This is a genomic window from Salicibibacter halophilus (assembly GCF_006740705.1).
In the GTDB taxonomy this organism is placed as follows: Bacteria; Bacillota; Bacilli; order Bacillales; family Marinococcaceae; genus Salicibibacter; species Salicibibacter halophilus.
In genome coordinates this window covers 1,985,470-2,008,556 of the sequence record NZ_CP035485.1, presented here as the reverse complement: position 1 = coordinate 2,008,556, position 23,087 = coordinate 1,985,470, and the positions used below count along the sequence as shown (strand labels likewise).

The 23,087-nt window shown below is 42.4% G+C and carries 23 protein-coding genes; 17 read left to right on the top strand and 6 right to left on the bottom strand.

What is annotated here, in order from left to right:
- Window positions 1-196 precede the first annotated feature (196 nt).
- From EPH95_RS09755 to EPH95_RS09725, 6 genes are all read left to right on the top strand, one after another.
- Window positions 197-1,096, top strand: a complete 900-nt coding sequence (locus EPH95_RS09755; RefSeq protein WP_142089522.1) for a universal stress protein — start codon at window positions 197-199, stop codon at window positions 1,094-1,096.
- 69 nt (window positions 1,097-1,165) lie between these two features.
- The gene (locus EPH95_RS09750) at window positions 1,166-1,831 is read left to right on the top strand and encodes a CAP domain-containing protein (RefSeq protein WP_227003871.1); all 666 of its coding nucleotides are present in this window, start codon (window positions 1,166-1,168) and stop codon (window positions 1,829-1,831) included.
- 174 nt (window positions 1,832-2,005) lie between these two features.
- The gene (locus tag EPH95_RS09745; RefSeq protein WP_227004131.1) at window positions 2,006-2,998 is read left to right on the top strand and encodes a LacI family DNA-binding transcriptional regulator; all 993 of its coding nucleotides are present in this window, start codon (window positions 2,006-2,008) and stop codon (window positions 2,996-2,998) included.
- A 135-nt stretch (window positions 2,999-3,133) separates the two neighbouring features.
- Complete coding sequence (locus tag EPH95_RS09735; protein WP_142089515.1) at window positions 3,134-3,970, top strand: carbohydrate kinase family protein; 837 nt, start codon at window positions 3,134-3,136, stop codon at window positions 3,968-3,970.
- 5 nt (window positions 3,971-3,975) lie between these two features.
- On the top strand, window positions 3,976-5,382 hold the full coding sequence (locus EPH95_RS09730; protein WP_142089513.1) for a sucrose-specific PTS transporter subunit IIBC: 1,407 nt from the start codon (window positions 3,976-3,978) through the stop codon (window positions 5,380-5,382).
- Between the two features lie 18 nt (window positions 5,383-5,400).
- The gene (locus tag EPH95_RS09725) at window positions 5,401-6,900 is read left to right on the top strand and encodes a glycoside hydrolase family 32 protein (protein ID WP_142089511.1); all 1,500 of its coding nucleotides are present in this window, start codon (window positions 5,401-5,403) and stop codon (window positions 6,898-6,900) included.
- A gap of 38 nt (window positions 6,901-6,938) precedes the next feature.
- Here the strand turns inward: EPH95_RS09725 and EPH95_RS09720 are convergent, their stop codons facing one another.
- From EPH95_RS09720 to EPH95_RS09700, 5 genes are read right to left on the bottom strand one after another with little or no spacing between them, the layout of a single operon-like run.
- Window positions 6,939-7,271, bottom strand: a complete 333-nt coding sequence (locus EPH95_RS09720; protein WP_142089509.1) for a PTS lactose/cellobiose transporter subunit IIA — start codon at window positions 7,269-7,271, stop codon at window positions 6,939-6,941.
- A 15-nt stretch (window positions 7,272-7,286) separates the two neighbouring features.
- A complete protein-coding gene (locus tag EPH95_RS09715) occupies window positions 7,287-8,615 on the bottom strand; it encodes a PTS sugar transporter subunit IIC (RefSeq protein WP_142089507.1) in 1,329 nt (442 codons plus the stop codon).
- Window positions 8,616-8,627: 12 nt separating this feature from the next.
- Complete coding sequence (locus EPH95_RS09710; RefSeq protein WP_142089505.1) at window positions 8,628-8,945, bottom strand: PTS sugar transporter subunit IIB; 318 nt, start codon at window positions 8,943-8,945, stop codon at window positions 8,628-8,630.
- Entirely contained in the window at window positions 8,926-9,315 is a 390-nt protein-coding gene (locus EPH95_RS09705) for a hypothetical protein (protein ID WP_142089503.1), read from the bottom strand. The genes EPH95_RS09710 and EPH95_RS09705 overlap by 20 nt, the downstream gene beginning before the upstream one ends.
- Window positions 9,316-9,329: 14 nt before the next feature.
- Window positions 9,330-12,005, bottom strand: coding sequence for a sigma 54-interacting transcriptional regulator (locus EPH95_RS09700; protein WP_142089501.1), 2,676 nt, complete (start codon window positions 12,003-12,005; stop codon window positions 9,330-9,332).
- 606 nt (window positions 12,006-12,611) lie between these two features.
- Here EPH95_RS09700 and EPH95_RS09695 point away from each other — a divergent pair.
- The 9 genes from EPH95_RS09695 to arsC all read left to right on the top strand — a co-directional run bounded on the left by EPH95_RS09695 (window position 12,612) and on the right by arsC (window position 21,234).
- The gene (locus tag EPH95_RS09695) at window positions 12,612-14,318 is read left to right on the top strand and encodes a PTS mannitol transporter subunit IIBC (protein WP_142089498.1); all 1,707 of its coding nucleotides are present in this window, start codon (window positions 12,612-12,614) and stop codon (window positions 14,316-14,318) included.
- 21 nt (window positions 14,319-14,339) lie between these two features.
- Window positions 14,340-16,373 (top strand): BglG family transcription antiterminator, encoded by a 2,034-nt coding sequence (locus EPH95_RS09690; protein ID WP_142089497.1) that lies wholly within the window; start codon window positions 14,340-14,342, stop codon window positions 16,371-16,373.
- 14 nt (window positions 16,374-16,387) lie between these two features.
- Complete coding sequence (locus EPH95_RS09685) at window positions 16,388-16,819, top strand: PTS mannitol transporter subunit IIA (protein ID WP_142089496.1); 432 nt, start codon at window positions 16,388-16,390, stop codon at window positions 16,817-16,819.
- A complete protein-coding gene (locus tag EPH95_RS09680; protein ID WP_142089495.1) occupies window positions 16,820-17,944 on the top strand; it encodes a mannitol-1-phosphate 5-dehydrogenase in 1,125 nt (374 codons plus the stop codon).
- Window positions 17,945-17,966: 22 nt separating this feature from the next.
- Complete coding sequence (locus EPH95_RS09675; RefSeq protein WP_142089494.1) at window positions 17,967-18,599, top strand: HAD family hydrolase; 633 nt, start codon at window positions 17,967-17,969, stop codon at window positions 18,597-18,599.
- Window positions 18,600-18,727: 128 nt separating this feature from the next.
- Window positions 18,728-18,964 (top strand): hypothetical protein, encoded by a 237-nt coding sequence (locus tag EPH95_RS09670; RefSeq protein WP_142089493.1) that lies wholly within the window; start codon window positions 18,728-18,730, stop codon window positions 18,962-18,964.
- Window positions 18,965-19,035: 71 nt separating this feature from the next.
- Window positions 19,036-19,365 carry an ArsR/SmtB family transcription factor gene (locus EPH95_RS09665; protein WP_405127380.1) on the top strand — a complete coding sequence of 110 codons (330 nt, stop codon included), beginning with the start codon at window positions 19,036-19,038 and terminating at the stop codon, window positions 19,363-19,365.
- Window positions 19,366-19,495: 130 nt separating this feature from the next.
- Window positions 19,496-20,794, top strand: coding sequence for an arsenic transporter (locus EPH95_RS09660; protein WP_142089491.1), 1,299 nt, complete (start codon window positions 19,496-19,498; stop codon window positions 20,792-20,794).
- 20 nt (window positions 20,795-20,814) lie between these two features.
- Entirely contained in the window at window positions 20,815-21,234 is a 420-nt protein-coding gene (gene arsC, locus EPH95_RS09655) for an arsenate reductase (thioredoxin) (protein ID WP_142089490.1), read from the top strand.
- Between the two features lie 15 nt (window positions 21,235-21,249).
- On the opposite strand, the gene EPH95_RS18825 is transcribed toward arsC, so the two are convergent.
- On the bottom strand, window positions 21,250-21,402 hold the full coding sequence (locus EPH95_RS18825; protein WP_160141712.1) for a hypothetical protein: 153 nt from the start codon (window positions 21,400-21,402) through the stop codon (window positions 21,250-21,252).
- Between the two features lie 319 nt (window positions 21,403-21,721).
- On the opposite strand from EPH95_RS18825, the gene EPH95_RS09650 reads away from it, so the two are divergent.
- Both EPH95_RS09650 and EPH95_RS09640 read left to right on the top strand, forming a co-directional pair.
- Complete coding sequence (locus EPH95_RS09650) at window positions 21,722-22,075, top strand: ArsR/SmtB family transcription factor (protein WP_142089489.1); 354 nt, start codon at window positions 21,722-21,724, stop codon at window positions 22,073-22,075.
- A 289-nt stretch (window positions 22,076-22,364) separates the two neighbouring features.
- On the top strand, window positions 22,365-22,976 hold the full coding sequence (locus EPH95_RS09640; protein WP_142089485.1) for a CadD family cadmium resistance transporter: 612 nt from the start codon (window positions 22,365-22,367) through the stop codon (window positions 22,974-22,976).
- The last annotated feature ends 111 nt before the right edge of the window (window positions 22,977-23,087 follow it).

Genomic DNA, 23,087 nt, shown 5'->3' with positions numbered 1-23,087 from the left:
TTATTTTTGCAGGGAGAACATAGAGGACTATCAAAGATAGGCCAAAAAAGACGCGTTTAAAGCGGGCAAACTCTCCCGTGCCATGCGATTAAAATTCAAGGTTTTATCGGTTTCATGAATAAAGAAATATGCAACGTAAGTGTAGAATAATGTAAAATGAGACTTGAAGAGGTGTAGGTGGAAGGAGATTAATCCTATGTATGAAAATATCCTCGTCGCGGTTGACGGGTCTGAACAGTCTGATGAAGCATTGAAAACAGCGATCCATTTCGCAAAGCATCACAATTCCGTTCTTTTGATCACCCATGTGCTTGATACACGCAATTTTGATTTTCCCGTTATAGCAGGTTATGTCCGGAGAGAACTATGGGACCAGTATACCAAGGCGGCTGAAGATTTGTTGGAAACGTCAAAAGAGAATGCAGAGGCTGCCGGTTTGGAACAGGTCCAAACGATTTTGAAGAAAGGCAGCCCCCGTTATGAAATTCCCGAGACATTGACGAAAGAATATGACATAGATTTATTGATGGTTGGAGAGCGTGGAAGAAATGCAACGGAAAGGATGATCGTCGGGAGTGTGGCGGAAGCCTGCATGCGTCGTTCCCCTTGCGATGTCCTCACCGTTAAAAACGAAGCAAGCACCACGCTTTACCGAAATATTCTCGTAGCGGTTGATGGATCTGAACATTCAGAGCAAGCGTTGGCCAAAGCCATTGAAATAGCAAACGCTCAGCGGGCAACACTGAACATTGCTTGTGTATTGGAATGGGGGAATTTTGAAAAGAGCATTGTATTCTATCAGCCAAACTATATGGCAGACGCCCAAAAAGACTCGGAAAATATGTTGCAAAGATACAAAGAACAAGCAGAGGAACAGGGGATGGAAAACGTTCACACAATCTTGCACTCCGGGAATCCACGACTTGAAATCCCCCGTGTGCTCACAATTGAAAATAACATTGATCTTCTTATCACAGCAGATACAGGGCAACATGCAGTGTCGCGTTTTGTTACCGGGAGCGTCGCTGAATCGTCTGTTCGCCATTCCCCTCGCGATGTGCTCACCGTGAAAAATGAGAGTACGAAATTGAATTAAAGAGGAGACAAAAAACCAGTGATAGGGGGCCATACTATTCGGAAGTTATCGCTAATCTTTTTCCCTTTGGTGTTAGTTTTATCAGCCTGTGACACAAACAATGAAGAGACGGAGGAATCAGGCGAGTCTGAAGGGATTGAAACCGAAGAGTTAAGAGAATCCGTTGAGCTTTTTCTCGATGAATTGTGGGAATCTACTAATCGTTTCCTTTATGAAATGCAAGAATCTATGGAAGATATAGCCGATGAAGATCGAGATGATTATGAGGAAGAAAATGACGGTCAACAGGACGATGAAGAACAGCAAGCGGACGAAAGCCAGCAGGAAGAAGATAATGATCATGAGGTTACGGAATACGAGCGAGAAGTTGTAGACCTAACCAACGAAGAGAGAGAAGCGCACGGTTTATCTCCTCTTGAATTAGACACCGACCTGGCAGAGGTTGCAACGGCAAAATCTGATGACATGAGAGAAAACGATTATTTTTCACACCAAAGCCCTGTTTATGGATCTCCGTTTGACATGATGGAGGAATACGGCGTTGATTTTACAGTTGCCGGGGAGAATATCGCGATGGGGCAACAGTCGCCGGAACAAGTTGTAAATGGGTGGATGGAATCGGAAGGACACCGGGAAAACATTCTCAGAGAGGACTTTACACACATCGGTGTAGGCCACGTCGATCAAGACGGTATCGGCGGCGGATACTGGACACAAATGTTTTTGAGTAGATAAATGTCGCGAGGAGCAGGAGGATGGATATGATGTCTTCCTGCTCTTCATTATCTACCATACCGTCCCTAATTCCGTTTGGAATTCAATCAAGTATTGACATTTATTGATAATGTTTTACCATATAAGTAAACGATTACGTAATCGTTTACTTATTTTTGTGAGAGCGTGATTTTTATGTCAACCAGTAGCATTCGTGAGGTTGCAACAGTCGCAGGGGTTTCCACAGCAACTGTCTCTCACGTGATAAATGAGACAAGATTTGTTGCTGATAGTACACGTCAAAGAGTGATCGATGCCATGGCGGAACTTGATTATACGCCGAACTTTGCCGCCAAGACGCTCAGAAGCCAACAAACATCCACCATAGGTCTTGTCATTCCTGATATTTCCAATCATTTTTTCACCTCCGTCGTCAAAGGAATTGAACAACATCTCAATCAAAAAGGTTACCAATTGTTGGTTGGAAATACCGATGAAAATCTCGAACTGGAGATTGGAAAACTTAAAACCTTTCAGGCGCAACAAGTGAGTGGAATCATCCTTGCGTCGAGCGCGGAATCTTATCAAGACATTGAACCTTATATCGACCAGAAAACTCCGGCTATTTATGTGGACCGCATTCCTGATGGAACAACAGGAGATTACATCTCTGTTGAGAACGAAAAAGCAGTGTATGATGCAGTGCAATTACTCATAGAGAGAGGTCACGGTAGAATCGGAATGGTGACAGGGATCAATACATTAAGCACGACACAAGAAAGAATCAAAGGATACCGAAAAGCCCTCGTTCATTCCGGAATTAGTGTAGATGAGAATCTTATTTTCGAAGGTGATTCAAAATTCACGGGCGGCTATCAGGCCGCGGAAAAATTACTGACCAAACCTGACATAACTGCGATATTTGTCGCCAATAATTTGATGACTATTGGTGTATGCACATACCTGAAAGAACACAAAATTGCTATCCCGGATGATGTAGCGATTATTGGCTTTGATGATTACGAATGGGCAAAAATTACTGACCCGCCACTTTCAGTCATCAAACAACCGGCTGAAGCGATGGGGGAAAAAGCCGTAGAAGCTTTATTGTGCAAAATAAAAACTGATGATCCCGGCAACCAATCTTTCCGGTTTCCAACCGAATTAATCTTAAGGGGCTCGTGCTAGGAGTGAAAAAATGAACAGGATTGTCTCAATCGGAGAAACACTAATAGACATGTCACCGATATCAAATACCAAGAAACCAAGTTTCCAGGCAAACATTGGCGGTGCACCTTTGAATGTGTTGTCCGCACTTGCTAAATGGGGGTAAGTACGTCATTCATCGGAAAAGTTGGAGATGATCTTTTTGGCGAACAGATCATAGAGAAGTTAAATTCTTTAAACATTGATACAAGCATGATGCAAGTGGCCGAACGTACGAAAACTACCCTCGCCTTCGTCTCTCTGACAGCTGACGGTGAGCGAACGTTCGATTTCTATCGAAGTCCAGGGGCTGATCAACTTTTACATCCGTCCAATCTGGATATGGAAAAACTTAAGGATGCTAATGTAATCCATTTTGGATCCGTTTCGCTATCCCACGAACCATCCCGAAGTGCGAACTTTCAAGTGCTGGATTTCGCAGCAAAAGAAGGAAAACTCGTTAGCTATGATCCCAACTTGCGTTTGGAGTTATGGGAGAGAAAAGAAGAAGCGCGTACTGTCGCGCTGGAAGCTGCCCATTATGCGGATATCTTAAAGATCTCCGAGGAAGAGCTTTTGTTTTTAACCGAGGAAAAGACGTTAGCGCATGCGATTAACCGATTAAAAAAGGTTGCAGACATACCACTTATCTTTGTCACCTTGGGCGCCAAAGGTTGTTACTTTTACGGCAAAACCGGAAGAGGATTTGCACCTGCCCCCAAAGTAAGTGCCATCGATTCAACGGGTGCCGGCGATGCATTCATGGCTAGTGTGCTCTTCGGCATTTTTCGTTACCAAATTAGTATCGATGATCTCACTCATAACAATATAGAAAAAATCGCGACATTCGCAAACCATATAGCTGCTCGATCCACGACTCAAAGTGGGGGATTTGATGTGGTGAAGGGTTTGGACGAGATTCCTCTTGATTCATTAGATGCAGAAAGGGGCTGATGAATATGGCTGAAAATCAACAAATCGCAAAGGAATTGATTGAAGCCGTCGGCGGTGAAGAAAACATTGAAACCGTGTCGCATTGCGCTACAAGATTACGTATTATGGTTCACGACAAAGAAAAAATTGATCAGGAGAAGGCCGAGAATATCGAAAAAGTTAAAGGGGCTTTTTACAATTCCGGTCAATATCAGGTCATCTTTGGCACAGGGACTGTTAATCAAATCCATGAGCAATTTAGCGAATTAGGAACCTCCGGCTCCAGAGAATCAGAGGAAACAACAGAAGCACCGAAACAAGGAAACTGGTTTCAGCGTGTGATTCGAACCTTCGGTGACGTCTTTGTACCCATTATCCCTGTACTCGTTGCAACCGGATTATTCATGGGGTTACGTGGACTCATTATGCAAGAAGAAGTTCTCGCGTTAATGGGTTTAACAGAAGATACCATTCCGGATAATTTTTTGCTTTTCACGGAAGTGCTAACAGATACGGCATTTGCATTTTTACCTGCACTTATCGCCTGGTCCGCATTCAGGGTATTCGGGGGGAGTCCGGTTATTGGGATCGTCCTCGGCTTAATGCTTGTTAATCCGGAACTTCCAGATGCATGGGAAGTTGCCGAGGGGACAGCAGATCCATTACTATTTTTTGGATTCATTGAAGTTTCAGGGTATCAAGCATCTGTGTTACCGGCTTTCATCGCAGGTTATATTGGTGCAAAACTTGAAAAGTGGATCCGTAAACGTGTGCCAGAGGCTCTAGACCTCATATTAACTCCTTTTTTAACGTTATTCGTGATGATCTTTTTAGCGTTGTTTTTGATCGGTCCGATTTTTAATACTGTTGAGGAAGCTGTAATGTCAGGTGTTGTTTCCCTTCTTGAGTTGCCTTTTGGCATTAGTGGGCTAATTATAGGGTTTTTTCATCAGATTATCGTGATTACCGGCGTCCATCACATATTTAACTTCCTGGAAGTACAGTTACTACAACAATTTGGAGAGAACCCTTTCAATGCGATCATAACCGCTTCTACCGCTGCTCAAGGGGCTGCAGCACTGGCCGTAGGACTTAAAACAAAGCATAAGAATTTGAAAGCAATATCTCTACCGTCATCCTTATCAGCATTTCTGGGGGTGACCGAACCTGCCATATTTGGTGTTAATTTACGTTACATTAGACCGTTTGTTATGGGATTGATAGGTGGTGCAGCGGGAGCAACGTTCGCTTCGATCGTCGGTCTAGCTGGTACCGGTATGGCGATAACCGTAATCCCGGGGACGCTTTTGTATCTTGACGGACAGATTTTGCTCTATTTAGCAACAAACCTCATATCCATTGGCGTTGCTTTTTCGTTAACCTGGATGTTCGGATTTAGTGATAATCTGAGAGAAAAAATGGATCACCAATAACCGTAAGGGGTTATGATAATGAATTGGACACGTGAACAACGCTATCGTAGTTTTTCCGGAATGACAAAAGAAGAGTACGAGAAACTGCAACAAACCGTTGAGCAGTCTCCTTGGCGCCAGACTTTTCATATACAGCCACCCATAGGTTTGCTCAACGATCCGAATGGTTTTTGTTTTCACAGTGGGCAGTATCACTTGTTTTATCAGTGGTTCCCCTTCGGCCCTGTTCACGGTTTAAAACACTGGTATCACGTAACTTCAGATGATCTTGTGCATTGGGAAAACCAGGGGGTTGGCATGGAACCTCAGAAATGGTTTGAAAGCCATGGCGCATATTCAGGGAGCGGGATTGTACACGATGATAAATTGCATTTATTATACACCGGAAATACGAGAGACAGTGAATGGAAACGTCATTCCTATCAATGTATCGCGATAATGGATAAGCACGGCGATATTAAAAAACACACCGCCCCTATTATTCAAGGACCGCCTGAAGGCTACACGCAACACTTTCGCGATCCAAAAGTGTGGCAACAAGGTGATTCATTTTACTTGGTGATCGGTGCTCAACGTGAAAACCAGACCGGGTGTGTGCTTCTCTACCGGTCCTCCAATACCTTTCAATGGGAATTTGTTGGAGAAGTTAAGACGGGTAAAAATGATTTTGGCTTTATGTGGGAATGCCCGGATTACTTTGAGTTAGACGGAAAAGGTGTTTTGCTTTTTTCACCTCAAGGATTAGAAGCGCAAAATTATCATTATCAAAATATCTACCAATCTGGATTTTTGATAGGCACCCCTATACATCTGGACGATGGTTTTTTTGAACATGGAGAATTCCAGGAGCTTGATGCAGGTTTTGACTTCTATGCACAACAAACGACATTAGCACCAGACGGACGGAGGATATTAATCGGATGGATGGGGTTGCCCGAAATTGAATATCCAACCGACCGTCATCAATGGGCTCATTGTTTGACCATTCCCAGGGAGTTGTTTATAAAGAACGGTTCCCTTTATCAACAACCCGTGCGGGAAATGGAAAAACTGAGGAGAAGCCACACTGCTAAATTCGATACGATTAACAATGAATCAAAAACGTATGACTCCATCTACGGCCAATGCTATGAACTTAAAAGCGAGATAAACATTCAAACGGCCGCTACGTGCGGAATCAAGCTTCGCACCGGACAAGAAGAAGAAACGGTTCTTTACTATGATAATGACAAAAAAGAAATCGTTCTAGACCGCGGAAAATCCGGCGAACGTTTTGCTGAAGCTTATGGTTTCACAAGAAGTAAACCGCTCGACGTCGAAGCCCTTTCGCTTCATATTTTCGTCGATGTATCTTCTGTGGAAATCTTTGTGAACGAAGGAGCATACGTATTTACTGCACGAATTTTCCCATCAAGGGACAGCCGTGGCATAGCTTTTTTTGCCAGAAATGGCCGTATCGATCTTCAGGTTGATCATTGGAGCTATGAACAACATGAAGCGATACGCAAGGTCAAATAAGAAAACAGCAAGGATATTGCCCCCTTGCTGTTTTCATCTTATCCTTCCAATTTAGCTATTCGTTGTGTAAGTTTCTCCGTTTTCCGAAGTTGGATGATCATTCGCTTAATCAACGCAAGTTCTGCTTGTGCGGTCATTAAATGGTCTTGTGCATGAATCATAAGGAAGGACGGCGATTGCTCGTCTCCCTGATTTGAAATCAACTCTGTTTGCCACTTATGTCCTGCCACAAACTCTTCTTCTGCCTCTTCCAACTTCGATTCCGCTGTTTTAAAGTCTTCTTCCTCAGCTGCATCCAAAGCTTCATAAGCAGCTCCGCGAGCGTTTCCGCCGTGTAAAATTAATTGTGTCATCGTTTTTTCATAATCCATATAGGTGTTCACCTCTTAAGCACTAGAAGTCTGTTCATTTTCTTCAGCCGCGTCTGCTTGTTCTTGTTTGACGAGTTGTTTTTCGTAGCGTTTAAAGAATGGATAGTAGATGATCGTTGCGACAATAACGTTCAACACTTGAATAAGGACAGCCATAAACGATCCGCCCGTTGCTAAAAACCCACCAAATCCTAATGGCACCGTAAATGGTGGTTGGACGACGACGGGCGGCATGACACCTGTGGCGAACATAATGTAATTAATGGTTACAACAACGACTGGAGCCATCACGAAAGGAATAAACAAAATTGGGTTGAGCACGATCGGCAGTCCAAAAATCAACGGTTCGTTAATATTGAAGATGGATGGAACAATCGATGTCTTCCCTACTTGTTTTATTTGTATTGAAGCTGAAAATAGCATAAATATGGCTAAACCTAACGTCACACCAGAACCACCTATATGTGTAAACATATGAAAGAATGGCTCCGTAACAATACCAGTAGCCTGTTCACCTGCCGCCACTGCATCGGCATTAGCCGCAAGTTGGCTCATCCAGAATGGATATACGACTGAAGAAACGACATTCATACCATGAATGCCCATCCCCCACAATACCATCATTACCAAAATCATACCGAGTGCTGCCCAATATGTGTTGGAGGCGGTTACCAATGGTTGGAACATCGCCATAATTGCTTGCGGTAATGTTAACTCAAAATTTGCATAAACGATCCATTGTAATGCCCAGACCAACGGCAAAATAATCATGAATGGGACCACTACGCGAAAAGATCTTACCACATAAGGTGGAACACTGGCCGGCATTTCAAAGGTAAATCCTCTTTTTGTCAAAAAGTCCATTAATTCTGTCACCAAGATACTTAGAATAATGGCAACAAAAAGACCTTCACCGCCGAGAACGGCAAGAATCTCCCCAAATGCAATTTCTTCAATATCGACAACAGGGAACGCTGTCATGAAGAAAGCAAGCATGGAAAGAATTCCTGCCATGACAGAATCCATATCATCTTTTCGTTGAGCAAGGCTGTAACCGACACCAAAAGCCACTGTGATAGCCATTATTCCAAAAGTTAAATTAAAAGGAAACAACAATTGTGCCTGTATCGGTTCAACAGCGTTAACCCAAGCATCTACAAGCGGGCCTAAAACCGGCATGCCACTAATTTCATCTGGAGGGTTGGCAATGATCAAGAAAATAGAACCAGTAATAATGATCGGCAAGGCAAAGATTACAAAAGCATCACGAATCGATTGCAAATATTTATTTTGGGCAATCTTTCCTAGCGGTTCCATTAGATGATCTTCAAGCCATTGAATCATCGGCAATCCCTCCTATTCAGCCATATTCAATACTTGGTCAAGAACTTTATCTCCGTCCATGAGCGCGAATGCTCTCTGATCGACTAATTCTACCGGAATATTGTGCGGTTCTGCGATTCTGTTCACTTCTTTACGTAAATGCCTTACCTGCGGTTCAAGTAAAGCCACATCATATTCGGCTGCTTTATCCTTAAAATCACTGGTGCCTCCCGCATAAATCTGTGCTTCAACGCCTCTTTTCTTTGCCGCCTCTTCAACTTTTTTTGCCAGTTGACTCGAGGTCGCCCCCCAACTGCATAAGATAATCGCTTTAATAGACTGCTCTGCCATTTTTGTCACTCCTCTGTTTTTTAAATTTAGTAGATAAAATTTCATTAGCTTTCTTATCCACGACTTTGTAATGTTTCATCAGCCATCTCGAGAACCATGTTGTGGCAAGCAAAATGACCGTAAAACCAATGCCGAACCAAAATAGTTGCACGGCTCCGTTTTCTCCTGCAAAAAACTGCTGAGCAGTGTAACCATTCCACAGTAAGATGAAAACTAACGTGTACCAAAAGGATATTTTCCTGAGCAAATTTATGCCTCCTTCCATTCCCTTAGTAGTTTTTGCTTCCATTTTTAATAATGCAATAAGCATGCCAAATATAAAAAAGCCCTTTTTATTGGGCTTTTCAGCAGATATTATTAAAGTGTGCAAATTTATTGCACACTTTATTTTGATAATTTCATGGTTGCCCTTATAAAAGAATCCGGAATCGGGAATTCAAATGTTTGCTCTAAACTACTGATAAGTGGTTCCCACACCGTACGCTCCTCTTTATCATACTGGCAGTCATTATCTAACGGTATTGTTTTTTGTAACTCTTGTATTTCATCATTTAGATGAGCTTTCATTATTCTATCCAGCAAAACACCTATGTGCATCGCCATTCCAAGCTCACGACTCTCATCCCAATCATAGTACGACTTTATTTGTGGCAAATATTTGTTGAGTATCGTACAAAAGAGGTGAGGATTAATAAAGGTTACAATTTCAGCAAGTCCCGATTGGATGTCAAAATAACCTTCCTGATCTACCTTGTGGGTATGATTATCCTCGGATAAATGTTTATATCGGCGTGTCATTTCTAATAATTTTACCAAACGAGATGTTCCATCTTGCTTGAGTAGCTCCCATGCAGGGATAAAAGGGATCTCATCAATTGAAATAAACACCGTACCAATAATTGCCACGATATCATAGTACTCTTTTAATTGATGCAACATTGAAGTATCTCTGGACACAGGGTTAATACGGACGGAGCGTATGACAACATCCTCATCCGCCTTTGTAAGTTGATCTGCCAACCATTCCTCAAGTATTTGGGCTGCTCCTTCTCCAGTGAAGCAGACAGTTGCAATCATACGTTTTTTCGAAGACTGTGGCTGAGGGTCATGATCACGCATAAACAAAGTCATCGCTTTATGTGCTGATTCATAGACATCCTCGATTGTAGCGTCTTGGACGAGTGACTTTCGTCCAGCTTCCATGACAATGGGCATATTCACACATGGTAACGTTAACACAGGTATATCCCATTCATTATAAAATGTGTCACCCAATGTCACGAGCGAACCCATATCTACAAGCAAGAGAACCCCTTGATAAGCGTTTAATGCAAATGCCTTTTCGATGTTGATTTTAACCTCTTCATACGTCTTTTCAGCTGATTTTTCGAGAGGCATATCAATCGATTCAATTACGGTCGTTCCAAGTAATGTATTTGTCACTTCGGCCATTGAAGTAGCCGTTGAGCGACCGTGGGTGACAAGCAACACATAGATCGATTGTCCGGATCTTTTTGGCAACAAGGGCAGTTCATCTTCAGGTGTTAAAAAATGGGCTAATAAATCAACCTCACTATCTGGAAGGTTAAAATCAATGGTATCTGCTAAAAAATCCGCAAGGTAGTAAGCGGCCTTTTGATCCTTTAGTTTTGCTTTCGGGAAAGAGGGGAGTGCATGTTTATCTTGGTGTTCTTCATTCCGAAAGTTTTGTAAATGCAGCCCGATGACATATATGCTTGTTTCATCAAGTTGTTTAGACAAAGGGTTAGAAAGAACTTTTGGCGCACGTTGCAATGCTTGTAGCAAATCTTGATCTACAAGATCATGTAAGGCATCGTAAGAAAAAGCATCTTTTGGATAGTGATCTGATAAGTCTTGGATATATTGATTAACGACTTGTTGCAACGAATATTCAATTGTGACTTCTCCCATTGAATATAATTCGGATCTCTTCTTGTTCAGGCGTTGATAAATATTAGGCAAAGGAAATGCTGGGTCTCCTTCATGAATTTTCCCAATAGTTGACACAGAAGATAGATGGTTGTTATTTGTTAAGAGAGTAGATTTCATACCATCAAATTTTGTCGGAACATCTTTCTCACATACATTCACGTGTCCGGCATTTTGGTTTAAGTACTGTAAATAAGCTTTTGCACAGGCAATTTGGATATCATTTTTCAATTGCCCAATATTACCCGGGCATGGATATCGGATCAACGCTTCTTTCGCTTTGGCTTCAATGGATAGGTCTGCGTCCATTTTATCTGCTTCTTGTTGTAAAAACTGATCAATCATCATCTTCCTCTCCTTGTCGCTACGTGCACGCAAGGGTGGAACTGTAAGCTTTACAGGAAACCTTCGTAACAGCGTTGGGAGGAGTGCATGATCTGGTTGTTCAGATGTCGCTCCAATGATTGTGATTTTCGCCTTTCTCTCGTGAACTGCTTCTCCAAGCCTCCGATACACCCCTTTGTCAATAAGGTAGAACAACATTTCTTGCCCGGATGAGGGCAAGCGATGAATTTCGTCAAGAAAGAGAATGCCGCCATCTGCATGATCAACAAGTCCTGTTTGATCATGTAGCGCCCCTGTATAGGCTCCTTTTTTTATACCAAAAATTTGACCTACCAACAGTTCTGGATTCTGGGCATAATCGGCACAATTAAAGGTGACAAAAGGGGTTTCCCTTTTTATATATCCTTCTTCTGCTGCGATTTCATATAGCTGATCAGCCAGGTATGTTTTACCGGTACCAGTCTCTCCATCCAAAAGAATGTGCAACGATTGAAAGGGATAAGAAAGAGTAGCAACCCCTTGTTGTATCAAGGGTTGGATACTATCCCCTACCTCTTTACTAAAACGTGCGTTTTTAATTTGGTAACACACTGGCTTTCCGGGTATTTTTTCGGCTTTCCCCTTTTCAACCAGATCGTTTAAATAACGGCTGGCGGTGGAACGATTAATATTTAACGTGTGTGCAATATCTTTTGCGTTAACCCCTTGAGGGTTCCGGCCAGAGAGCAATTGTAACTTTATCAATACTTCATCTTGTCTGCTCATATTTTCACCCTATCCGTTTACTTTCTTGGTCATAGTTTAACAAGTATCAGTAAAGCTTTCATTAGAGGAAAAATATATATATTTATCTCTCGGAGGTCTGATCATTCTTTCCTCGTATCTCATATGGATAACGTCCATCGCATTCATCTTTATCCTTTTTGGTGTTGAAATTAACAAACTCTCTACTAGATTATACAATAAATTACGTAAGAAAAATAAAAGGACGATGAGCGTCAACCCCAAGATCAAAAGGACCTACGACCGATTTGAACCAACCTCGGAGTTCCAGTAGCCATGGCTACAGACTTTGTATCAACGTTTGTTCATCTATCGTAGATTTTTTGATATGTTTTATGGAAGGCTAGTACACGTACCGCCTATGCGTTTAAAACAGAGTATCAACATTAATCCCGTGGTCGTCGTTGTGAACCTCTAAAGCGCCGACCCCATGAAATTTTAGGAATTTCATTGAGAAAGGTAGAATTACCCAAAATCAAATGTTGTCGCCTTTTTCGTGACAAAGTTACCTTTTCCTTTTGTTGTAACGCTTAAAGACACATTCTACACTTAAATTAAGAATGACAAACGCATAAGGAGGGGAAACTTGTGTCCGAAAAAGCAAGTGTGCGAGCTCGTGTCCAGCGGTTTGGAAGTAATCTAAGCAGTATGATTATGCCAAATATCGGTGCGTTTATCGCTTGGGGGCTTCTGACAGCGGTTGCACTCTCGTTTGAACTCGAGACGCTGGAAGTATTCGTCGACCCTATGGTTATGTATTTATTGCCATTGCTCATTGCATTTGCCGGAGGCCGTATGATTCATGATTTTCGGGGTGGGGTTGTCGGTGCAACAGCCGCTATGGGCGTTATTGTCGTTGCTGATATGCCGATGTTCATCGGCGCGATGGTCATGGGGCCGCTCGGTGGTTTTGCCATTAAGAAATTTGACAAAGTTGTGGAAGATAAAATTCGGCCGGGGTTTGAGATGCTCGTTAACAACTTTTCCTCGGGTATTATCGGTGCTACTCTGGCAGTTATTGCTGCGACAGCTGTCGGTCCGATTGTAGAAGGGTTGACAGTTGCATTGGGAGCAGGTGTGGACGCGATGATTTCCATTGGCGCGCTGCCACTCGTATCCATCTTTATTGAGCCTGCAAAGATCCTCTTTCTAAATAACGCCATTAACCATGGCATTATTAGCCCTATCGCGTCGAGTCAAGTTGCCGAATACGGGGAGTCAATGCTTTTTATGCTGGAAGCAAACCCGGGTCCGGGGATCGGGGTATTGTTGGCCTTTATGATCTTTGGCAAGGGTGCTGCAAAAGCATCTTCATATGGTGCCGGGATCATTCATTTCTTCGGTGGGATTCATGAGCTTTACTTCCCTTATGTTTTGATGAAACCTCTGCTCATTGTCGCGCTTATCGCCGGCGGTATGAGTGGGGTGTTTATGGTGACATTATTTGAAGTAGGGCTCACAAGTGTTCCGGCGCCGGGAAGTATATTTTTGATTCTTGCCTTTGCGTCCAGCGGAAGCCATCTAGGAGCGTTATTATCGGTTTTCGTCGCAGCAGCTGTAACGTTCGCGATCGCTGCCCCGATTCTCAAATTTGATCGAAAAGGACAAGAAGAAAATATTGAAGAAGCGAAAGCGAAGATGGGAGAGATGAAAGGGGAGAAGTCCTCTGATTCTAACGTAAAAACAGAGAAAAGCTACGAGGATGTAACAAGGATTATCTTCGCGTGTGACGCGGGCATGGGCTCCAGCGCGATGGGTGCCTCGATCATGAAAGACCGTGTGAAGAAAGCTAAGATCGAGAACGTAGAAGTATCCAACACATCCATCAGCAACATCCCGGACCACGCGGATCTCATTATCACGCACAAAGACTTGACTATACGAGCGAAAGAGCAAAAACCGGACGCGATTCATGTATCCGTGGATAACTTCATGAACAGTCCTCGTTATAACGAAATTATTGAAAAAATGACCGGTGGAGAAACATCCGAGCGTGAATCGGAAACAGAAGAAAATGGAATCAACAAAGTCATTTTTTCATGTGACGCGGGAATGGGATCGAGTGCCATGGGTGCTTCCATATTAAAAGATAAATTCAAAAAAGCAGGTCTTACCGACATTCATGTTACAAACACAGCAATTTCCTCGATTCCGGAGGATGCTGACCTAGTCATCACACACAAGGATCTAACAGATCGTGCAAAGGTACAAAAACCGGATGCGGAGCATATTTCCGTCGATAACTTCTTGAATAGTCCAAAGATCGATGACCTTGTTGATCGTCTGAAAACGTAACCGAATCAAGGAGAGAGCTTTATGCACATCACTGCCAGAGAACGCATTTTGCTGACGTTACTCGTTCATGCTTCATCGAGTGTTTCTCAAATACAGCTCGCTGAAGCTGCCTCGGTTAGTGTTCGCACCATTCAACGCGACCTTAAACGTTTGAAACGTACGGTACGAAAATTTGGGCTCGAGCTCTTGCGAAAGAAGGATCATTCGGTTTATTTACAAGGGGATAGAGCAGAATTGCTCGCTCATTTACAGTCGATGGACCCTATGGAATTTACGTCGGAGGAAAGACAAGGGGTGTTGCTCGTACGGCTTCTCATGATTAGTGAGCCGATGAAATTATTTACGCTCGCTTCAGAACTGGGTGTGACGACCGCAACGGTGAGTAGCGACTTGGATAAAACGTCCGAGTGGCTTGAAGCTCATGGCCTTGATCTCATTCGAAAGCGCGGTTATGGGATTGAAATTCAGGGTTTGGAAAAAAATAAGCGGCGTGCGATGAGTGGCATTTTGTCGAACCATCTGACAGAAGAAACACTTTATGACGCCATGTATCATGAGGAAGTTCAGCATAAGGTAACCGATCAGTTATTACATTTAGTCGAGCTTCCGATGGTCAAAAAGGTCTTGTACACCGTCCAACGCGTGAAAGAAGAACGGTTTCCCCATATCGCTGATCAGTCACTGATCGCGTTGGTCGTCCACACGACATTGGCGCTGGAAAGACTTCGCCAGGGGGAGCTGATCACCATGGATCCTGATCAGCTTGAAGCGTTGGAACAAACGGACGAGCATGTGATTGCACGTACGATTAGCAAAGCTTTGGAAGAATCCTTTGATATGGAAATTCCGGCAGAGGAGATCGGTTACCTCGTCATGCATTTGCGCGGGGCACGTGTAAGTGGTCAAGAGGAAATTCCATTTGAAGAGCTGAATACTGAGCTCATAAGCAGAATTAAACAACTGATTAGAGGAGTAGAAGAGGAATTAGATGTAGAATTATATGAACCTTCACTTATCCAGGATTTACTTTCTCATTTGAAACCTGCGCTTTATCGAATCAGGCAAGGAATGACAATTTCGAACCCTTTACTCGAACGCATCAGACGGGATTATGAAGCATTGTTCTCAGTAACTAAAAATCAAGCGTCGTTCATTTTTTCTCCTTTGTCGATTCCGGATGCAGAAGTCGGTCTTCTTGTCTTGCACTTCGGTTCCGTTTTGGAACAGAGAAAACGATCGTTAGGTTTGCGAGCGCTAGTTATTTGCCCAAGTGGAATTGGTTCTGCAAAGATGCTAGCAAGCCGAATGAAACAAAGGTTTCCAGAAATAACCTCCATTACGAATGCCTCGATGTTTGAGTTGAATGCTTATGATGAGGAAGCTTACGACCTTGTTATATCAACGGTTAAGTTAGAACATACACAAAAAGTTTTTCATGTGAGCCCGGTGCTCACTGAGGAAGAAATACAAGCGGTTCGATCGTTTATCGAAACTTATCAAACGGAACACCACGAGGGCAGAGAAGCGTTTTTAACGGCTGGTGCCAGCGCTACATTTGAGGAAATGACGATGCTCGGCAGAATGATGAATCATTTTTTAAGATCTATAGAGATCACGCGTTCTGATGATGTGTGGCAAGGAATTGGGGAAAGTCTCCATTCACTTGAACGAAGAGGTTACGTTTCCCAAGTGGAAAATGTCCAGGATGCTCTTCGGCAAAGGGAGAATGTGGGTGGTTTGGCGATACCGGAGACAGGTTTAGCGCTTTACCATACCCGGTCTAAAGCAGTGAATGCGCCTTTTTTTCATATCCTTCATTTGAAAGAAAATAAGAAGCTTATGTCAATGTCGAATGAAGAAGAAATGGTAAAACGTATCCTTATTATGGCTGCGCCGGAGTCTTTGCAACCATTTGAAATCGCGTTTATGAGTTATGTGAGCACACTCTTCATCGGATCGAAGGAACAGACGGCGGTATTTCGGACAGGAAGTAAACGAGAAGTGGCACAAATGCTTGAACAAGAATGTCGTGATTACCTGAGCGCATTTATATAAAAAGGAGAGGAATCATCGTGATTTTAAAAAAAGAGAACATTCAATTGCAAAAGGCAGTCGCTTCCAGTGAAGAAGCAATTAACGCTGCTGGGGAACTGCTCGTTCAGGAAGGATATGTCAAAGGAAACTATATTGAAAAAATGCATGCCCGTGAAGAAATAACATCCACGTATATGGGAAACTTGCTTGCCATTCCGCACGGAACGGAAGATTCAAGAACAGAGGTTTATGAATCAGGGCTTTCGGTTTTACTTCTTGAAGAGGAGATCGACTGGGGCGGCAATCCTGTACAACTTGTGATCGGAATTGCTGGTAAAGATGGGGAGCATCTCGATATTCTCTCAAAGATTGCCATCGCTTGCTCAGAAGAGGAAAATGTAAGAAACTTGCTTCAATCTGAATCGGCAGAAGAAGTCTTGGATTTCTTCTCCGGAGTGAATGAATAGATGGAAGCCGTCCATTTTGGTGCAGGAAACATAGGCCGTGGTTTCATCGGAGCATTGCTTCATGAAGCAGGTTACAGCGTAACGTTCGTTGATGTAAATGATGAGCTGATACAGGCGTTGAAAAAAAGGGAGAAATACACTGTTCATATCGCTTCTGATAAACAGACATCGTTTGAAGTGACTGGCGTCGATGGCCTGAATAGCCAAACAGAAGAAACGGAAGTTCTTGAGGCGCTGCAAAAAGCTGATGCCATCACGACAGCAGTCGGAACAGCAACTTTGCCAATGATTGCGCCGATCATTGCAAAAGGGCTCACAAGCCGGGTAGATAATAATCATGTTAATGTTATTGCCTGTGAAAATGCAATAAGAGCTACTTCCATGTTACGGGAAGAGATCTTCACACATTTAACCGAAGGCGAAAAACGAATCATAACGCATAATGTTGGCTTTGCGGACGCAGCAGTAGATCGTATTGTGCCAAGTGTTGCATCAGACGACGTGCTTGAAGTAACCGTTGAACCTTTTTTTGAATGGATCGTGGAAAAACCGTCTCTTGCAGGAGATATTCAGTTGGGTGAGGCGACGCTGGTTGATGACCTTGCTCCGTACCTGGAGCGAAAGTTATTTACCGTGAATAGCGGACATGCTGCTGCTGCGTACAGAGGATACAGAGCCGGAAAGGAGCGTATATTGGATGCAATGGCTGACACAGAGATTGAAACGCATGTTCGCAAAATTTTAGAGGAAACATCCATTTTCCTTATCGAGAATTACGGTTTTAATGTAGAAGCACACGAAGCTTACGTTGAAAAGATTATGGAACGATTCAAAAACCCGTATTTGCAGGATACAGTCGTTCGTGTCGGACGAGGCCCGATTCGCAAACTCGGTGAAAAAGACCGTATCGTAAGGCCGGCAAAGGCATTTGCAGAAAAAGGAAAAGAAGCTAAATATTTGATAATGACCATTATCGATGCATTACATTTTTATGCAGATGGTGACGCGGAAAGCGAAAAACTAAAGAAGATGGTTCAAACCGAGGGTGAGCTATCGGCGTTTCTCCACTTCTCGGGATTAAGTGCAGAACACCCATTGGCACAGCAGGTGAAAGCAAAACTCTAGATTATGGGGAGCGATATGACATATGGAAAAATATTTCATATTTGATATGGACGGGGTTATTATCGATAGTGAACCTATTCATAAGAGAGTAGAGAAGGAAATTGCAGCGGAATATGGTGTACATCTTGATAACAATCGGCTTCTCATGTATACGGGTATGCGGCCGGCAGATATGTGGAGCGTTATTATTGACGAAGAAAATATGGCTGTAAATTTAGCGGAGCTCTTGTCTCATGTTGAAATGAGAATGGTGGAAGAAATAAAAAATAGCAACCTTCAACCCATGGAAGGGATAATACCACTATTAAATTATCTCGATGAAAATCAATATAAAATTGCACTGGCTTCATCATCACCCAAGTCTTTAATTAACACAGTCTTATCCAAATTTTCGATCAGACATTACTATACTTGTATTGTGAGTGGAGAGGTTGTCAAAAACGGGAAGCCGGCGCCTGACATTTATTTTGAAACATCTAGACAATTAAACACTGAACCTCCCAATTGTATCGTTCTCGAAGATTCAGCAAACGGTATTGCATCCGCAAATGCAGCAGGTATGACAACAATTGGCTATCAGAGTGATTTAGAGCAGAACTTGAATCATGCAAATCTTATTGTTCATCGTATCGATCAAGTACCATCAATATTATAATCAGGAGATGTTTACATTTAAGCCGCCCCCTTTATGCTGGCCGGTCGCAAAGAAGAGGCAGAGTACTTCTCGGTGCTTGGATATGTGGGGGGATCATTGCCGTTGCAATGATTATTGGAGGGACTCTTATGATCATAAGCACGCAACAATCCGGGGTGGGTCTTGTACGACGACGATCACCTTTCCTTTGTCTTATCCACGTGCCTTTGATTCAACGGAGTTCATCTTCTTTTTTCTTTTACGGAAATCCCAAATCCTGTTTTATTCATATCGACAGTGTTGGCATCGGCACGATCAGCTACCCGATCCGTATGGTTATCATCATGGGTGATGAGATAGCGATTGTTGAACTCGAGTCAAATTAACTTGATTTATTGCTAGCACTTATGATATTCTCCCATTAATCAATTATTTTTGATGAAAGGAGTGGATGATTTTGAAGGTAGTATCCCCCGTTGATGAACTTTCCATTAATACTTTAGAGAAGTATGAACATACGTTTAAGGCCTTAGCTGATAAAAAACGATTGCATTTACTTCATCTGTTGAGTAGAAAAGGAAAAACTTGTGTCTGTCATCTTACCGAAGAGTTGGAAATGAGCCAATCCAAACTGTCATACCATCTAAAAATCCTGATGGATGCTAACCTTTTGGCGAGGGAAACTAAAGGTACATGGAGTTATTATGAGATTAACGAAGAGGAAATGGATCGTGTCCTCTCGGATGAATTATGTTGTGTGTTTAAACCTGGATTCAATAAGTGTTAGTAACTTTTTGAACCCAAATAAATCAAAAAAAATTGATGATTAGGAGATATGACATAACGAAGGCCGCTGCCGGCTGCCTTTAATATGGTAGAGAAATAAACACTTGATATAGTAAGGGAGAACGCATACGTTGATTTCAGTCATTTTAGCATCTGCGATATTTATCATTACGCTCGTTTTGGTCATCTGGCAGCCTAAAAACCTTGATATTGGTTGGTCTGCTTGTGGTGGTGCCATTGTTGCATTACTTCTCGGTGTTGTTTCTTTTGGCGATGTCATTGAAGTTACAAGCATTGTTTGGAATGCGACCTTAACGTTTGTTGCTGTTATTATTATTTCTTTAATTTTAGATGAGATAGGCTTTTTCGAATGGTCGGCCTTACATATGACGCGAGCGGCCAAAGGAAATGCCGTGCTCATGTTTGTCTATGTCTGTATTTTAGGTTCCATTGTCGCAGCATTTTTCGCCAATGACGGTGCAGCTTTAATTCTAACGCCCATCGTTTTAGCCATGGTTCGCTCGTTGAATTTTAACGAAACAATGGTGTTTCCATTTATTATTGCGAGTGGATTTATTGCTGATTCCACCTCACTACCGTTGATTGTGAGTAACTTAGTCAACATTGTTTCGGCGGACTTCTTTGGGATTGGATTTATTGAATATGCCACACGGATGATTGTTCCTAACTTCTTTTCATTAGTGGCCAGTATTCTTGTTTTGTATCTATACTTTAGAAAGAGCATTCCAAAACGATACGATTATGAAAAACTGCAAAAGCCTGTCACAGCCATTAAAGATGAAAAAATGTTCCGGATCTCATGGTTTGTTTTAGCAGTATTATTAATTGGTTATCTCGTTAGTGAGTTCCTACATATTCCTGTATCCATTGTTGCGGGAATGATTGCCCTTGTTTTTTTGGGGATTGCCAGCAAGAGCCCTGCTGTCGCTACACGATCCGTCCTCAAAGGTGCACCATGGAACATTGTCTTTTTCTCGGTTGGGATGTATGTCGTTGTGTTTGGTCTGCAAAATGTCGGCTTAACGGATGTTCTAGCTTCAGGACTTGAATATGTTGCTGAGCAAGGTGTTTTTGCGGCAACAATGGGTATGGGCTTTTTAGCAGCTATTCTGTCTTCCATCATGAACAATATGCCAACAGTCATGATCAATGCCATAGCGATTGATACGACAGCTGCAACAGGACTCATGAAAGAAGCCATGGTTTATGCAAATGTGGTCGGTTCTGACCTGGGGCCAAAAATTACGCCGATAGGTTCGTTGGCAACGTTATTGTGGTTACACGTCCTTACGCAAAAAGGTGTCAAGATTTCCTGGTGGACGTACTTTAAGACAGGCATTGTCATTACATTACCCGTCTTATTTATCACCTTACTTGGACTTTATCTCTGGTTAATGCTGATTAGCTAAGGAAAAGGAGAAAACTCGTCATGTCTAAAAAAACGATTTATTTTATTTGTACAGGAAACGCATGCCGCAGCCAAATGGCGGAAGGATGGGCAAAATATTATTTGGGTCAGGAATGGAATGTATACAGTGCAGGTGTCGAAGCTCATGGTTTAAACGCAAATGCAATAAAAGCCATGAGCGAGGTCAATATTGATATTTCCAATCAAACATCAGATGTGATTGATACGGATTTATGGAATGACGTTGATATGATTGTGACTCTTTGCGGCGATGCGGCGGATCGTTGTCCGATGACACCGCCACATATTCGCCGTGAACATTGGGGCTTTGATGATCCGGCAAAAGCTGAAGGATCAGACAAAGAGAAGTGGGCTGAATTCCAACGAGTACGTGATGAAATTGGCCACCACCTTCAACAATTTGCGAAAACGACACGATAATGTACGTGAGATAAATTAGGGGCTGCTGAACAACTTGTTGCTATCAGGAGAAGACGGGATGTCGCTTTCATGGCTTCGCTTGCCGCGGACGAACGGCCAAGCCTCCTCGTGCAAAACCGGCACTGCGGGGTCTTGGCTCGTCCGTTTTTCCGCAGGCGTCTCCGCCATTACAGCGCCATCCCTTCCGTTTTGACGGCAAGGTGCAAGGGTTTAGCGGGGTAGGAGTCCCTTTTACTTGAATCTTCTTGCTGCAAATTGGTGGGGATCGCTTGCGACAGAAAGCGTTTTTCATTGTTCAGCAGACCCTACTTTAAGCAATACCAGCTTATATGAATGAGTTCTACCGGTATTCCAAAATAGGCGCAAGTAACGAATAAGACTTGCGCCTTTCCTTGAATCTTTGTGTTACATAAAGGTAGAATGTTATAAGTTGACAACTTTCACAATTACACTATACAATGTAATTGTGAAACGGGGGGGTGAAAAAGTGGACACAGAAATTAAAAATACTTGTACGCCCAAACCTCAATTAACCGAACGTCCCTTATTAGAAGGTGAAGAGGCAGACGGATTGAGCGACACTTTTAAAATACTTGCTAATGCTACCCGACTTCGAATCCTTCATGCATTGGTTCGAAACCCAAATATGTCTGTTACAGAGCTTTCGGAACAGGTAGGGATGAAAACCCAAGCAGTATCTAACCAGCTCCAACGTTTGGTTGATAAAGGGATTGTACGTTCATTACGTGAAGGAAATTTCATTCATTATCAAATTGTTGATACCTGTGTGATCATTCTTTTAGATCGCGGATGGTGCTTAACTGAAGACTTGCCAAACTAAAGGATACTTTAAGTTTTTTGATTAATCTCAATTAGGGAGGGGAATCATAATGGAGAAATGCGCACGTCCCAACTGTAACTGTCTTGCTGGTGAAAACAAAACAATAGTTGAGGGAAAAGTATATTGCTGTGAACACTGCGCAAACCATTGTACGGACGAAACACGCACTTGTGAGCCTTGCGATTGCGAAAAAGCTGGTTGATTTTACGTATTCAAAATATGGGCTTCCCATTTCAGGAAGCCTTATTTTATGTAAAAAAAAGAGATCCAGCTTATTGGAGACGATAAAATGATCCCAACGATATTAACGGCTATTGCAGTTTATATAGCCACAGGTATTGATTACTTGATTATATTAATTCTTTTATTTTCGCAGATCAAAAAAGGTCAAATGAAACATATTTGGATTGGACAATATTTAGGTACTGTAATCATACTATCGGTGAGTTTTTTAGCAGCTTATGGTGTTAATCTCATCCCTCAACAATGGATTGTAGGTTTGCTTGGGCTTATACCAATTTATTTAGGCGTTAGAATATGGATTCAAGGGGAGGAAGATGCAGATGAAAGTAATATCCTGTCTATTTTATCTTCCGATCGTTTTAACCACCTATACTTAACGGTCACCTTTATTGTATTGGCTTCTAGTGCAGATGATTTTTCCATTTATATACCATATTTCACAACATTAAACGCGATTGAAATACCAGTTGTAATACTTGTCTTCCTTATTATGGTTGGTGTTTTATGTTATGTAAGCTATCGTTTAGCTTCTGTGAACTATGTTTCAGAGAAAATTGAGAAGTATGAACGTTGGATTGTTCCGATCGTGTTTATAGGGCTAGGTTTATATATTATGTATGCGAATGGCACATTCAACACTGTAATTTCCTTTTTATAAAGTGCTATTAGCGAAGATGAAAAAACTCATTTAAAAAATCCTAACTTAACAAAAATACGATCGGCGATTGTTGTGGCCACGCTTTCTAGCGGACGAGCCATTACAGCGACA